General features: G+C 42.4%; 15 protein-coding genes and 2 pseudogenes. 15 read left to right on the top strand and 2 right to left on the bottom strand.

Annotated features, from left to right (window positions below):
- The first annotated feature begins 191 nt into the window (after nucleotides 1-191).
- From noc to H525_RS0103615, 5 genes are all read left to right on the top strand, one after another.
- Nucleotides 192-1013, top strand: a complete 822-nt coding sequence (gene noc, locus H525_RS0103635) for a nucleoid occlusion protein (protein ID WP_027415067.1) — start codon at nucleotides 192-194, stop codon at nucleotides 1011-1013.
- A gap of 44 nt (nucleotides 1014-1057) precedes the next feature.
- Nucleotides 1058-1819, top strand: coding sequence for a ParA family protein (locus H525_RS0103630; protein ID WP_027415066.1), 762 nt, complete (start codon nucleotides 1058-1060; stop codon nucleotides 1817-1819).
- Nucleotides 1812-2660: a ParB/RepB/Spo0J family partition protein gene (locus H525_RS0103625; RefSeq protein ID WP_027415065.1), complete on the top strand. Its 849-nt coding sequence runs from the start codon at nucleotides 1812-1814 to the stop codon at nucleotides 2658-2660. Before H525_RS0103630 ends, H525_RS0103625 begins: the two co-directional genes overlap by 8 nt.
- A 114-nt stretch (nucleotides 2661-2774) precedes the next feature.
- A complete protein-coding gene (locus tag H525_RS0103620) occupies nucleotides 2775-3926 on the top strand; it encodes an aminotransferase class V-fold PLP-dependent enzyme (protein ID WP_027415064.1) in 1152 nt (383 codons plus the stop codon).
- A gap of 109 nt (nucleotides 3927-4035) precedes the next feature.
- The gene (locus tag H525_RS0103615) at nucleotides 4036-4770 is read left to right on the top strand and encodes a DUF554 domain-containing protein (RefSeq protein ID WP_027415063.1); all 735 of its coding nucleotides are present in this window, start codon (nucleotides 4036-4038) and stop codon (nucleotides 4768-4770) included.
- A 66-nt stretch (nucleotides 4771-4836) separates the two neighbouring features.
- Here H525_RS0103615 and yyaC read toward each other — a convergent pair whose 3' ends face one another.
- Nucleotides 4837-5475, bottom strand: a complete 639-nt coding sequence (gene yyaC, locus H525_RS22700) for a spore protease YyaC (protein WP_051330775.1) — start codon at nucleotides 5473-5475, stop codon at nucleotides 4837-4839.
- Nucleotides 5476-5726: 251 nt separating this feature from the next.
- On the opposite strand from yyaC, the gene H525_RS22695 reads away from it, so the two are divergent.
- The 3 genes from H525_RS22695 to H525_RS0103595 are packed head-to-tail and all read left to right on the top strand — an operon-like array spanning nucleotide 5727 to nucleotide 7170.
- On the top strand, nucleotides 5727-6005 hold the full coding sequence (locus H525_RS22695) for a putative Se/S carrier protein (protein WP_051330774.1): 279 nt from the start codon (nucleotides 5727-5729) through the stop codon (nucleotides 6003-6005).
- Between the two features lie 23 nt (nucleotides 6006-6028).
- Nucleotides 6029-6937, top strand: a complete 909-nt coding sequence (locus tag H525_RS22690; RefSeq protein WP_051330779.1) for a mechanosensitive ion channel family protein — start codon at nucleotides 6029-6031, stop codon at nucleotides 6935-6937.
- A gap of 26 nt (nucleotides 6938-6963) precedes the next feature.
- Entirely contained in the window at nucleotides 6964-7170 is a 207-nt protein-coding gene (locus H525_RS0103595; RefSeq protein ID WP_027415062.1) for a DUF951 domain-containing protein, read from the top strand.
- A gap of 86 nt (nucleotides 7171-7256) precedes the next feature.
- Here the strand turns inward: H525_RS0103595 and H525_RS26930 are convergent, their stop codons facing one another.
- A complete protein-coding gene (locus H525_RS26930) occupies nucleotides 7257-7400 on the bottom strand; it encodes a hypothetical protein (protein WP_155837114.1) in 144 nt (47 codons plus the stop codon).
- Between the two features lie 177 nt (nucleotides 7401-7577).
- Between H525_RS26930 and H525_RS0103585 the strand changes: the two genes are divergently transcribed.
- The 7 genes and pseudogenes from H525_RS0103585 to rpsR all read left to right on the top strand — a co-directional run bounded on the left by H525_RS0103585 (nucleotide 7578) and on the right by rpsR (nucleotide 14271).
- A complete protein-coding gene (locus H525_RS0103585) occupies nucleotides 7578-9272 on the top strand; it encodes a methyl-accepting chemotaxis protein (RefSeq protein ID WP_027415061.1) in 1695 nt (564 codons plus the stop codon).
- 115 nt (nucleotides 9273-9387) lie between these two features.
- Nucleotides 9388-10494, top strand: a complete 1107-nt coding sequence (gene ychF, locus H525_RS0103580; protein WP_027415060.1) for a redox-regulated ATPase YchF — start codon at nucleotides 9388-9390, stop codon at nucleotides 10492-10494.
- Between the two features lie 212 nt (nucleotides 10495-10706).
- On the top strand, nucleotides 10707-10997 hold the full coding sequence (gene rpsF / locus H525_RS0103575; protein ID WP_027415059.1) for a 30S ribosomal protein S6: 291 nt from the start codon (nucleotides 10707-10709) through the stop codon (nucleotides 10995-10997).
- A gap of 21 nt (nucleotides 10998-11018) precedes the next feature.
- Nucleotides 11019-11237 (top strand): annotated as a pseudogene (locus H525_RS22685) (single-stranded DNA-binding protein); the annotation flags it as partial.
- Nucleotides 11238-11767: 530 nt separating this feature from the next.
- On the top strand, nucleotides 11768-13594 hold the full coding sequence (locus tag H525_RS0103565; protein WP_027415058.1) for a reverse transcriptase/maturase family protein: 1827 nt from the start codon (nucleotides 11768-11770) through the stop codon (nucleotides 13592-13594).
- Nucleotides 13595-13718: 124 nt separating this feature from the next.
- A pseudogene (ssb, locus tag H525_RS22680) lies at nucleotides 13719-14003 on the top strand (single-stranded DNA-binding protein); the annotation flags it as partial.
- 37 nt (nucleotides 14004-14040) lie between these two features.
- Nucleotides 14041-14271 (top strand): 30S ribosomal protein S18, encoded by a 231-nt coding sequence (gene rpsR / locus H525_RS0103555; protein ID WP_027415057.1) that lies wholly within the window; start codon nucleotides 14041-14043, stop codon nucleotides 14269-14271.
- Nucleotides 14272-14539 lie beyond the last annotated feature (268 nt).

The following is a 14539-nucleotide window of genomic DNA, read 5'->3' as shown; positions in this document are numbered from 1 at the left end:
TTGACTGAGCAATTTTATTTTTTTGCAGGAGTCTTTCCTTGCGGGGAAGTGAGACCGGCCGTGTTTTGAAAAAAGGGAGACCTTTTGAAGATGCATCTCGTCGTTGTTTCACGTGAAACAGGGAAGGAAAAAGCTATTCCTTTGGCGAATATATAATTTTGGAATGTTAGGAAGCAGGTGGTGTCATTTTCATGAAGGACCAGTTTTCTCGCTTATTTGGCCTATCTGATCAAGTCGGGCAAGAAGAAATTAAACAGCTTTTAGTTAAACAGATTGTGCCAAATCCTTACCAGCCCCGTCTCGTTTTTGATGATGATCGAATTGATGAACTGTGTGAAACAATAAAAATTCATGGGATTATCCAGCCAATCGTTGTTCGGGAACGAAACAATCAATTCGAAATTATTGCGGGGGAACGGCGTTGGCGTGCGGTTTGCAAATTAGGCATGGAAAAAATACCTGCCATTGTCAAAGAATTTAGCGATGAGCAGGCGGCGTCCATTGCCCTCATTGAGAATTTGCAGCGCGAAGGATTAACACCTATTGAAGAGGCGTTTGCTTACCAAAAATTGATTGATTTGCACGGGTTGACCCAGGAAAGCCTGGCCCTGCAATTGGGCAAAGGCCAGTCAACGATTGCTAATAAACTTAGGCTTCTTCATCTCCCGGGTGAGGTACAGGATGCTTTATTAGCGCGCAAGATTTCAGAACGGCATGCCCGGTCGATGCTTTCTTTGAAAGATGAAAAAATACAGCTTCAGGTACTGCAGGAGATTATAAAAAGACAATGGAATGTGAAGCAAACCGAGCAAAGGATTAAAAAGCTGCTGGAAAATGAACAGGTCAAACAAAAGCAAAAACGTCGTTCCTTTTCCAAAGATATGCGGCTAGCCATTAATACAGTGCGCCAATCTGTAGACATGGTTATGCAAAGTGGTTTATCCATTCAAACGGAAGAAGAGGATCAAGATGATTTTTACCAGATAGTGATCAAAATCCCTAAAAGTAAATAAATCATTGATTTACCCGGTTTAGTTAAATGAAATGAGGTGAAATGGTGGGCAAGATTATTGCAGTTGCGAACCAGAAAGGCGGCGTTGGTAAAACAACAACTTCCGTAAACTTAAGTGCGTGTCTCGCTGAGGAAGGGAAAAAGGTTCTGCTTGTTGATATCGATGCTCAAGGTAACACGACAAGCGGTATTGGCGTAGATAAATCAAGCGTTAGATACTGTATTTATGATGTTCTTATTAACGATATTCATCCCCTTGATGCCATTCTTCCGACCGATACAGAAAATCTGTTTATCCTGCCAGCAACCATCCAACTAGCCGGTGCTGAAATTGAACTAGTTCCTGCCTACTCAAGAGAGAAGAGGCTAAAAAAAGCGCTTGAACTTGTCAAAGATAAATACGACTATATTATTGTGGATTGTCCCCCATCTCTCGGTATTTTAACGATCAACGCTTTGACTGCGGCTGATTCTGTACTGATTCCGATTCAGTGCGAATATTACGCATTAGAAGGCCTAAGCCAGCTTTTAAATACAATTCGTCTTGTACAAAAGCAGTTGAATCGTCAATTATATATTGAAGGTGTTCTCCTTACCATGTTAGATGCTCGAACAAATCTGGGATTGCAAGTCATTGATGAAGTGAAAAAATATTTTCAGGAAAAGGTGTATCGGACAATAATCCCACGTAATGTGCGTTTAAGTGAAGCGCCAAGTCATGGAAAATCCATTCTTACTTACGATCGCCGATCAAAAGGAGCAGAAGTGTACACCGATCTAGCGAGAGAGGTGATTAGTATTGAATAAGCGATTAGGTCGAGGGCTTGATGCTTTGTTTTCTATAAATGTGGATGAACAGGATCAAATCATCGAAATAAGTATAAAAGAAATTCGCCCTAATCCGTATCAGCCCAGAAAAGTGTTTGAGGAACAGGCATTGAATGAGTTAACGGAGTCTATTAAAGAACATGGTATTATTCAGCCGCTTGTTGCCCGAAAAAGTGTAAAAGGGTATGAACTGGTAGCCGGGGAACGACGTCTCCGAGCGGCCCAACTGGCTGATTTAGACAAAGTACCCATCGTTATTAAAAATTTTACAGACCAGCAGGTTATGGAGATTGCACTTATTGAGAATTTGCAGCGGGAAAATTTAAACACGATGGAGATTGCCCAGGCTTATCAAAAGCTAATGAACGCCTTTTCTTTAACGCAGGAAGAATTGGCTAAAAAAGTTGGAAAGAGCCGCCCTCATGTAGCTAACTTCCTCCGGCTGCTTCAATTACCCGATGAAATTCAAAAGCAGGTGTCAAAGGGAACTCTCTCCATGGGTCACGCTCGTGCCTTGCTTGCTGTAGAAGATGACACGCGTAAAGTTGAGTTAGCGAAAGAAGTGGAGAAAAAAATTCTGAGTGTTCGTCAACTTGAGGAAATCATAAAAAAACTGGATCAAAGGAAAGATGTTTCACGTGAAACAAAACCCGTAAAAAAGACTTCTTATATAGCAGATTTCGAAGAGCGGATGAGAATGAAATTTGGCACTTCGGTAAATATTAAGCCCGTGAAAAACAAAGAAAAAGGCAAAATTGAAATTGTTTATTTTTCACAGGAGGATTTGGAGCGGATTATCGATATTATTGAGAGTAAATAGTCACGCAAAAAGGCAACCTGACTTGCATAGGTTGCCTTGCTTGACTTTTAAAGATGTACAGTGTGCAGCCGAGTTTTCCTTGCTGCTTACTAATAAAAAGGAGGTCGTCCGGACATGAATATTACGTATTTGGATAATGCAGCTTCAAGTTGGCCAAAGCCTCCTGAAGTAGCGAAAGCAATGATGGAATGTGTGCAGCAATATGGAGCCAATCCAGGACGAGGCGGTCATCAGCTTGCGATGAAAGCTAGTAAGGTCATCTATCAGACACGGGTAAAACTTGCCCAGCTATTTTCTATTAAAAATCCCAATGACATCTTTTTTATGATGAATGCTACCATGGCACTTAATCAGGCGATAAAAGGGTATGTAAAACCTGGAATGCATGTCATCACCACCTCGCTGGAACATAATTCAGTTCGTCGTCCACTTGAGTTTTTAAGAAAAACTATGGGGATTGACGTTTCCTATATTAAGCCCGAAAATTATGAGTTCTCTCTGGCGGATATACGGGAAGCCATTCGGGAGAATACGGGGTTAATTGTAGTCAGCCATGCATCAAATTTACTTGGCACTATTGCGCCAATAGAAGAAATAGGTCGGCTTGCGCGCGAGAATCATATTCCATTTCTCGTTGATGCTTCACAATCTGCCGGTATTCTTCCGATTGATGTAGAAACGATGCATATTGATATGCTGGCTTTCCCCGGACACAAGGGATTATATGGGCCGCAGGGGACAGGCGGATTGTATGTTCACCCCTCGATTGACTTGGAACCGTATTTCCATGGTGGGACAGGAAGTCATTCAGAGAATATCGACCAACCGAAAACACGTCCGGATCGGTTTGAGAGCGGGACAGTTAATACCCCGGGTATTGCCGGGCTTCGGGCAGGAGTAGAGTTTGTATTACGAACTGGTGTGAATGTTATCCGCAAAAAAGAATGGGAACTGGCGAAAGAAGCAATGGTTCAGCTTAAAGATGTGAAAGGAGTGCATGTTTTCGGACCGGATGAAAATTGCGAACGGCTTGCCGTGATCCCATTTATTATGGATGGAGTAGACGCTTCCGAACTTGCGTATATTCTTGATCAGCAATATAATATCGCTGTCCGCGCCGGATTTCATTGCTCGCCGCTTGCCCATGAAACGGCTGGGACTCTCGAGACAGGTTCTGTTCGCGTAAGCTTTGGTTATTTTAACGAAAAAGAGGATATTGATACGCTCGTATCTGCTTTAAAAGAGATTAGAGAAGCCTTTGTATAAATACAGGAAAGCCTATGTTTTCTGTCTGCAAAGGGCAACTAAGACTGCAGTCTTTGTTTTTTTATTTGGGCGGCAGTTGAGTTTTCTGAAATGAGGAGAAATAGAGACAATGGTATTGTTGGGTACAATTGTGAATGCAGCAGCAGTTATTATAGGAGGCCTTCTTGGTTCCCTGTTATCCGGAATTAAAGATAGTGTGAGAACAACAGTTATGCAGGGAATTGGGCTTGCCGTACTAATCTTAGGGATTAAAATGGGATTGCAATCCCAAAATTTTTTATTGGTGATTTTCAGTTTAGTGGTAGGAAGTATTCTCGGTGAATGGTGGGGGATTGATGATAAACTTCATAAGGTCGGAATATGGCTGGAAAACAAGGTTGGCGGCAATAAAAAGGGAAATATTGCAACTGCTTTTGTTACAGCCACCCTTGTTTATTGTATCGGTGCCATGGCTATCCTTGGCGCCATTGACAGCGGATTGAGAAACGACCATCAGATTTTATTTACCAAATCATTACTGGACGGTTTTTCTGCTATCATATTTGCTTCTGCGCTTGGGGTTGGCGTTCTTTTCTCTGCTGTGCCTGTTTTCATATATGAAGGGGCGATGGCCATTGGAGCCCACTATATTAACCAGATGATAAGCCGGGAAATGCTGATGCAAATTGTTACCGAAGTATCGGCTACCGGCGGGATTATGATTATTGCTATTGCCGTTAACCTCATGGATTTGAAAAAAATTCGCACGGCAAATATGCTGCCGGCGCTCTTGATTGTCGCGCTTGGGGTCCCTTTTCTTAAAAACTGGGGGGCTATTAAAGAATGGATGATGAGTTTATTCTAAAGAAAAATAAAAATGCATACGATCACTTCTTCTCCATGATGGAAAGGTGAATCATATGCTTTTTATTTATTCAGATAAATTACGATATACTGGATTAAGGTGGGTTGAGGAGGATACATAATGGTAAGAAGGCTCCTTTAATTGGGAGAATGCCTTGTTAAGTGAATGAGAAATGATATCCGCCATCCTCATCACAATGCTTAAACGAGTATTCTGGAGAACAAAGTATTCCATAAATCCTCCGATATTCACAATCCCGGTAATATGAAATGTTCCTACTTCAGGCAATTTCTTTTTTACACCCGCTCCCGGTTTAATCGGGCCGTGGGAGACGGTGATTTTTCCAACGCTGCTGAGCTGTCCGAGGCAGGCATCAATCGCAATAATAAGAGGGTTCTCATATCTATCTTGAATGATTGTTAATGTGTCTTCCAGGTTTACCGCATGAACGGGAGCATCTAATGTACCGTATATGATTGCGTTTCGTGGGTATAAGTTTTCCAGTTTTGAACCGACAAGCGGACCCAGAGAGTCACCGGTTGAACGATCGGTACCAATGCAGAACACGATAAGATCCGAATAGCCACGATACGATCGCAGACGGTGATGGATATTTCTACTTAATAATTCGATGGCTTCGTCCTCTGAATGGTCGATACGAAAGGGATCTGGTGGAAACATGTGTACCATTCCATCGTTATTCATACGTGCCTCCCACATAAACATAATGGTAATAGTATACGCCAAATAAAAGACAGATATACTTTTACGTTAAGTTATTCAACAAAGGGTAAGGAGGGGACTTAAGTAAGCACATTTGGAAAAACATAGGTTTATATACTTATTTACCACACGTAAACAAAAAACATGCAAAAAAAGTTAAATTGCAGTCAGCAGCTAAATTTTAATTGCTTTCTTACATGTTTAGGTGCGGAGAGGTGGAGAAAGGATGGAAAATGAATAATAAAATACTCATTGCATTTGATTCTACACAGCAGGCCTTGCGTGCCGAGATGCTGCTCGAATATGCGGATATAGAGATTGATACCAGGCCTACACCGAAAGAAATTACAGCCGGATGCGCGCTGTCCATTGATATTCCACATAAGGATTTTCAAACTGTCAGTAAAATTATCTCACATGAAAAAGTAGAAATTAAGGGGTATTATTATAAAAGAATAGATAAATATGAACTTTATACTCCCCCTATGGTTGAGGGCAATGGAGGAGAATAAGGAGGAGAAACAATTATTTGAATATGTTAGATGGATATTATGCGGAGTTTATTCACTATGTAACGAACGTAGAAAAATGGATTTTTCTTGGGAAAACGGTGTTAAAAATCATTATTATCTTGCTTGCTGCCAGAATTGTGGTTAGCATTGCGACTGTGGCAATCAACCGCATTTTTCAGCAGCGTGAGGGAGGCAAGTTTCAGCGTATTCAATTAGACGGGCGTCGAAGCGGAACGATGCGCACACTTGTCACCAATCTAATTAAATATACCGTTTATTTTATTGCTTTCTATAACGTTTTTACGTTCCTTGGGTTTGACCCGGGTCCTTTGTTGGCGAGTGCCGGCGTACTCGGTCTGGCTATCGGCTTTGGAGCGCAAAATCTTATAAGGGATATTATTACAGGCTTTTTTATTATTTTTGAGGACCAGTTTGCAGTGGGAGATGTGGTCACGATTAAGGGGGTAACCGGAACCGTTCAGGAGATTGGCCTCCGTATTACAAGAATCAAAACATGGACAGGCGAGGTGCATATTCTTCCTAACGGAAGCATTTCGGAAGTAACAAATCTTTCCGTCGAGAATTCGATGGCTGTAGTGGATGTTAGTGTGTCATATGATGCGGATATTAATTTTGTGCTTCGTACGCTCGAAGAGATGACATTAGTGTGGGAGCGGGAAATGGAGGATATCGTGAGAACGCCTACCGTTTTGGGTGTGGAAAGATTCGGTTCCTCCGACATTGTCATCCGTATTATTGCGGAATGTAAACCTCTGACACACCAATCCGTTATGCGCAAAATTCGAGCGGACATAAAAAAAGCGTTTGATGAAAAAGGGATAGAAATCCCGTATCCGCGGATGGTGATGATTCCGCAAAATGACGGAACCGGCCCTGGAGAATCAGTAGCGGCAAAGCAAAGAGATCAATAATAATAGAAAGAAGGGTGGATACCGGCTTGGAAGCAAAGCAGTTCGGATTGGGTGATATTGTACAAATGAAAAAACCGCATCCGTGCGGAACAAACCAGTGGAAAATTATCCGGATGGGAATGGATATTCGCATCAAATGCGTCGGCTGTGACCATAGCGTGCTCATTCCACGGCAGAAGTTTGAGAAACGGTTAAAGAAAGTGCTCGTTTTTGCGCAACGGCAGGAAGAATAATATGAAAAGTAAATCGTACAGCCGAAAAGCGAAGGACGTAAATGAGTCCTTCGCTTTTTGATTTTTGCTCGGCCAGGCAATGGCACTCACTCTGGGGATTTTTCAAAAGCCATAAGGAGAATCGATTTATTAAGTTCCTGGGATAATTGAGATTCAAGCCGTTGAAGCTTATTGACTTCTTCCTCTGAAAGGTTGGCAGGGGGGTATTGGTTCAAATATTTACTTTCCACTACGTTCACCTCCTGACCGTAGTATTCCCGAAGGTATAAGGGACATCCATTATGAAGAAAAGTTTTGTTATCTTCATTTAAAATTTACATCAAATTAAAGTTTTTAACGGATTTGAATGTTATGTATAAAGAGAGGGCAAAAGTAATGGATGAAACCTAAGGAGAGAAAACAAACTTATGAGTTTTTTTAAAGTCAATCATTCGATTGTACGAAAGATTTCAGCGGGATTAATTATCCCCTGTGCCATTTTTTCCATCTTATTCAGCGGGATTATTTATCAAACATCTATGTATTTGGTCAATAACCAGGTGATTCCCGGCCTTGAGAATTTATTGAAGGCACGCATGGAAGGCTTAGATCGAATCGTAGGGCCGATTATGGTAAAAGGTGCGATGGAGAACGAAGCCCAGTATGAGCAATTAGTATCAATCCTTACTAATTATCAGAAAAGAACGGGCGTAGAAAATGTCTATGTGATTGCCAGAGACAATAATAAACCATTCATTGTAGCCCTTAGCAATTCGAAAGAGCATATGACAGGGTACTCGCTTACTCCGGAAATGGCAGCAACGTTTAATGATTCTGCTCATATTAGCGGGATTTACCAGAATAGGCTGGGCATACATAAATCTATTTTTTCGCCGGTATCGGGTTGTGAGGCGATCATCGGGATCGATATTGACGCGAGTTTTGTTATGAATTTAAAGCGAATGATTTTATTGGGAAGTGTCTTGCTTATTTTGCTGACCATTTCAATTGGATGGTTTGTCGCCCATATGATTGCCAAAAAAATTACCGGTCCGCTAATATTGCTGGCGCGGCACGCAAATCAACTGGCAGCAGGCGATTTAACGAATGAAATTACAACCAATAATAAAGATGAGATTGGAATTCTCGCCGAGAGTTTTGAAGCGATGCGGCAAAAGCTGGGACGAGTGGTTCACCAACTGGTTCAGAGTTCCTCCTTGGTTGGAGAAACAAGCCATACGATATTGGACGCGTCTCAATATGTATTGGACGGATCCAGACAAATTGCCATAGCCACAAAGCAAGTGGCTGGAAGCCAGGAACATCAATTCGGTTATGTTAAAGAAGTATCTACAATGTTTACAGGAACTTCCGAAGCGATTACGCATGTAAATGAAAAAATTAATGACATGGCGGCAGGGTCACTGCAGGCGAAGAATTTGTCCCAACAGGGAAACGATCAGGTGAAAATCATTTCGCAGCAGATGGAGGAAATCATTAGGCGCGGAAAAGAGACGTCTGCAGAATTAAATCACCTTGGAATGCGCTCACAAGAAATAGCAACTGTTGTTAATATCATTAAAAAGATTGCTTCCCAGATTAATTTGCTGGCGCTTAACGCTTCGATTGAAGCTTCACGGGCGGGTGAAGCGGGCCGGGGGTTTGCGGTGGTAGCCCAGGAAATTCGCAATCTTGCTGAACAGACGAACCAATCTGTGAGCACCATTATTGAGAGTGTCGATGCCATTCGCAAAGCGTCTGACGCTGTGACGGATAAAAATAAAAAAAGTTTCTCTGAAATTTTAAAAGGTGCCGAATTAATTAAACAGAATGGAGAAATTTTTGAAGCGATTTATCTTGGAGTTTCCGGTCTGGCGGACGGAACATCCGACGTGGCTAAAGAAGCGGAGGGCATTACAGAGAGGACGAACCAGGCATTGGCGGCCATTCAGCAGATTGCTGCGATTTCACAGCAGGAGGTAGCAGCTATTCAGGAGATTTCCGCATCAGCCAGCCAGCAGGATGCGTCAGTTAACCGATTGAAAAGGTTGAGTATGGATTTAACCGGCTTATACAAGGAATTAGAGGCTACTTTTGCTATATTTAAGGTGGAAAACAATTAGGCGCGTACGTAAACACCGATTCGTTCGGTGTTTTTTCCTGTAAATGATTGTGTACCCTATCTTTAGACATGCTATAATGGTGAAAGTATTTTTGGATTAAGGAGTGTTTACATAGATGGCTAATTCCTGTGGCATTGTCGGACTTCCAAACGTAGGGAAGTCTACTCTTTTTAACGCAATTACCCAGGCAGGTGCGGAATCTGCCAATTATCCTTTTTGTACGATTGATCCTAACGTCGGTGTCGTTGAAGTTCCCGATTCGCGGTTGGATAAATTAACTGAACTGGTAGAACCGAAGAAAACGGTTCCTACAGCTTTTCAATTTGTAGACATCGCCGGCTTAGTCCGCGGTGCGAGTAAAGGTGAAGGGCTGGGCAACCAGTTTCTGTCTCATATTCGTGAAGTAGACGCGATTGCCCATGTGGTTCGCTGTTTCGAGGATGAAAATATTACACATGTAGAGGGTAGAATTGACCCGATTAATGATATTACGACGATTAACCTTGAACTTATCCTTGCAGATCTTGAATCCGTTGAACGCCGTGTAGAGCGGTTAGGGAGAAAAGTAAAATCCGGTGATAAGGAAGCAAAAGCTGAATATGATGTTCTGCTGCGTCTGAAAGAAGCTCTCGAAAATGAAAAGCCGGCCCGCAGTTTGGATTTGTCAGAAGATGAACAAAAACTCGTCAAGCATTTTCATCTGCTTACCATGAAGCCCGTCTTGTATGTGGCCAATGTAAGTGAAGATGGAATCCAGGAAGCGGAACAGGGCAAGAATCCGTATGTGGAAAAAGTCCGTGAATTTGCTTCGGCCGAAGGCTCCGGAGTGGTTGTCATCTCAGCTAAAGTTGAATCGGAAATTGCCGAGATGGAGGAAGAGGACAAAGAAATGTTTTTAGAAGAACTTGGACTTGACGAATCCGGCCTCGATAAATTAATTCGGGAAGCATATGCTCTTCTTGGCCTTATTACGTACTTTACGGCAGGAGTTCAGGAAGTTCGAGCCTGGACAATCCGCCGCGGTACGAAAGCTCCTCAGGCTGCCGCGGTGATTCACAACGATTTTGAACGCGGTTTTATCCGTGCGGAAGTTGTGGCTTACGATGACTTAGTTGAAGCCGGTTCAATGGCGCAGGCAAAAGAGAACGGCAAGTTTAGGCTGGAAGGAAAAGACTACGTCGTTGTAGACGGGGATGTTATGCATTTTCGTTTTAATGTGTAAACAGTAGACATCAATACCAATATATGGTAATATATGGGTGTACGAAGAATGGCTAAGTTCACGGGTGGCGTAATGGATAAAGCGTTACATAAGACTTGCGTAGAGCAACAGACTTTGATACAATGTTGAAATGCGAGTTTTGAACGTTTTTACATGAGAGGCTCGCCCCTTGCCCCATGTGGGGCCGTTTAGTCCAGAAGGAGGTGAAAGGTATGCGCAAGTATGAAGTGATGTACATCTTACGCCCAGACCTTCAAGAGGAGGCTACTAAAGCCACTGTTGAACGTTTTTCGGCTGTTATTACAGATAATGGCGGAGAAATGGAAAAGGTTACTGAGCAGGGTAAGAAACGTCTGGCATACGAAATTAATGATCATCGCGAAGGTTTTTATGTGTTAATGAACTTCCAATCCCAGCCAGAAGCTGTAAAAGAAATGGAACGTCTGATGAAAATCAGCGATGATGTTATTCGTTACTTAGTTGTTCGTGAAGACGAGAAATAAGTTTTGACGGGAGGGGTTATCTTGATTAATCGCGCCATATTGTTAGGCCGTTTAACAAAAGAACCGGAGCTTCGCTATACGTCCAGCGGGATTGCCGTAGCGACATTTACACTAGCAGTGGATCGCAGAACGTCCAATCAGCAGGGCGAGCGTGAAACAGACTTTATTCCTATTGTGGCATGGCGTCAATTGGCTGAACTGTGCGCCCAGTATGTGCGCCCATCCGGCACTGTTTCGATTGCCTAAGTAGGCTAGAGAAGTTGATGTCTCTATCGGTAGCCACCTTATCTGGATGGGAAACCTGAAAGGGAGTGTAGCATGGTGGAAAAGGCATAAGTCGATGCGAACCGTACGCAGAGCAACTGAATGCCAAACCGAAACGAACTGTATGGTTAAAGCTGGATTGCTTGAACTCTAATCCGAGGCGGGCAAGCGCACCCGGCATCCCACGACGGTTAAAGGGATGCAAGAGTCAATGCGTATGTGTGGGTACTGTCCATACGCTCATCAATAGTGACTCTGCTGTGTTCTATAGAACAAAAAGGATGAATGGAGAACCTAACCAGTTCAAAAACTATCGAACAGTGACTAAATGGGGATTACCTACGGTAAGACGCTCACTTGCAAAGGGAAGCTATACTGTCTAGGACAGTTGAATACTTACTATGGTAACAGAGTCTCCGTAGTAGTCCGAGTGCGGGAAAGCCGCATACATGGCGAAGGGAGACAGGTTGTTCGTATCTAAACATGAAAGGTTATGGTGTGAGACCATGAGAGAACCTAGAACTGTATTGGATACACTTCGAAAGACAGCGATTAACAATCAGTCGTACAAATTTGACAAGCTATATAGAAATCTGTACAATACAGAATTCTACTTAATGGCTTACGGAAACATTTACCCCAAACAAGGTAACATGACCAAAGGTTCGGATGGACAGACAATTGACAGCTTCGGTCTCGAAAAGATTGAAAAAGTCATTGAACTAATGAGAAAAGAGGAATATCAACCTGCTCCTGCCAGAAGGGAATATATCCCTAAAAAGCAAGGCGGAAAGAGACCTCTTGGTATTCCATCCACGTATGACAAAATCGTTCAAGAAATCGTTCGACTTATTTTAGAACACATCTATGAGGATACGTTCTCTGTACACTCACATGGCTTTAGGCCAAATCGTAGCTGTCACACAGCTATTGAAGAAGTCTATCAGAGAGCCAGAGGAACCAAATGGTGGGTTGAAGGAGATATCAAAGGGTTCTTTGACAACATAGACCATCATGTTCTTATAGATATTCTAAGAAGAAGAATAAAGGATGAAAAATTCTTACGATTAATCTGGAAATTTCTCCGCGCTGGTTTCCTAGAGGATTGGAAATACAACACAACGTATAGTGGTACACCACAAGGTGGTATCATCAGTCCACTTCTAGCGAACATCTATCTTAATGAATTTGACAAATATATGGAAAAATATATTCGTAAATTCAATAAAGGCAAAAAGCACAAGGATAATAAGGAATACAAATCCCTCTCATATCAAATTAGTCGCCGTAGGAAGAAACTACTCAACAGTGATCTTACAGGCGATGAAATGGTTAAAATTCAAAGTGAAATCAAATCCTTTGAAGAACAGAGAAGGACAATGGACGCCTCAGATCCTATGGATGAAAACTTCAAAAGATTGTCATACACACGGTACGCTGATGACTTCCTTATCGGTGTTATAGGCTCAAAAGCTGAAGCTGAAAAAGTGAAATCCGACATTAGAACTTTCCTAGCGAAAAGCTTAAAGCTGGAATTAAGCGAAGAAAAGACGCTTATCACACATGCGAGTAAGCCAGCCAGATTCTTAGGGTTTGACCTAGTCGTCAGAAACGGCAAGGAACATAACATCAGAAGAGTCAACCGAGAAGGCGGAAGTCACGTAACGTCAGGTTCAGGTATGGTCAAAGTTTCTCTACCACATGATGCTATCCGCAGTTTTATGCTGAAAAACGGATACATCATCATAGACAAGGATGGGAACTGGACGCCTAAGGAACGGGGTAAATTCAAAAATAATGACGACTTAGAAATTGTGAGCATCTACAACTCTGAAATCAGAGGATTCTATAACTATTACGCAATCACAACAAACGTTTCCAATCTGAATCACGCATACGCGTTAATCAGACAGAGCTTTCTTAAAACCTTAGCTATGAAATATAAAACCAAATCTTCCAAAATCAGCAAAAAATTCTCGCTGAATGGAGAACTAGGTGTATTTTTCAAAAATGCAGAAGGTTATACAAAGCTTAGAAAGTTCTACAATGACGGTTTTCCGATGAAAAAGGGTTTCTCACATGAACCGTCTGTAGACATTCACGTGAACACATTACTTTATTCGGCTAGAACTAGCCTCGAAGACCGAATAAAAGCAAACAAATGCGAGTGGTGTGGTACAACGGACGGGAAAATTGAGGTGCACCATGTTAGGAAACTTAAAGACCTCAAAAAGAAAACCAAATGGGAACAGTTTATGATTGCAAGAAATCGCAAAACAATGGTTATGTGCGTAGAATGTCACATTGCCTTACACCAAGGCAAATTAGATTAGTTAATCAAGTATAACGAAGTGGAATGACTGGCGAGCCGTATATACCGAAAGGTATACGTACGGTTCTGAGAGAGGTTCTTGGAAACCTGTCACAGAAATGTGATAAGGCGCTGGGTTCCTACTCTATTTAAAAAAGGGTCAGCAGGCAGCGGTTGAGGGCCGTATTCAAGTGAGAAACTACGAGAATAAAGAAGGTCGCAAAGTATATGTCACCGAGATTGTTGCAGATAATGTTCAATTCTTGGGCGGTGGCGGACAAGGACACGCTTCAGGATTGTCATCCGGCGGCGGGTTTGAGTCCGACTTTGGCGGCCCGCGCAGCAATAGCAAACGAGATTCCTTTGATGATAACCCCTTCGCTAATGATCAAAAACCCATTGACATTTCGGATGATGATTTACCGTTCTGATTGTACGCTTATAGTCTAATAAAGGAGGGAATTAATGATGGCACAACGCCGTGGTCGTGGTAAACGTCGTAAAGTTTGTTACTTTACTTCAAATAACATCACTCACATCGATTATAAAGATATTGAATTACTGAAGAAATTTGTGAGCGAGCGTGGAAAGATTCTTCCCCGTCGTGTAACAGGTACTTCTGCAAAATATCAACGCATGCTGACAGTAGCTATCAAGCGTGCACGCCAAATCGCTTTGTTACCGTATGTAACAGAGTAATTAACTCACATAAAAAAGAGCAGTGGGATATAAGCCTGCTGCTCTTTTTGGTGCACCCGGCATGGGCATTATCTATAGGGTTCAAGTCTCGAATGGTGAAGGCAGTAGTAACCATTAGCTTATGACAAGGGTATCGACCGTGAGGTCGAATCTGAAGGAAGCTGGCGGCAAACCTCCGGTCTGAGGAACACGAACCTCATATAAGGCTAGCATTCGTTGGATGAGTCTGCGAAACAAGACAAAGTCCATACTGCCGAAGGGGAATGAG

It is taken from the genome of Aneurinibacillus terranovensis DSM 18919, assembly GCF_000430625.1.
In the GTDB taxonomy this organism is placed as follows: Bacteria; Bacillota; Bacilli; order Aneurinibacillales; family Aneurinibacillaceae; genus Aneurinibacillus_B; species Aneurinibacillus_B terranovensis.
Note: the sequence above shows the minus strand (reverse complement) of the source record. Positions and strands in the feature narration are given on the sequence as shown.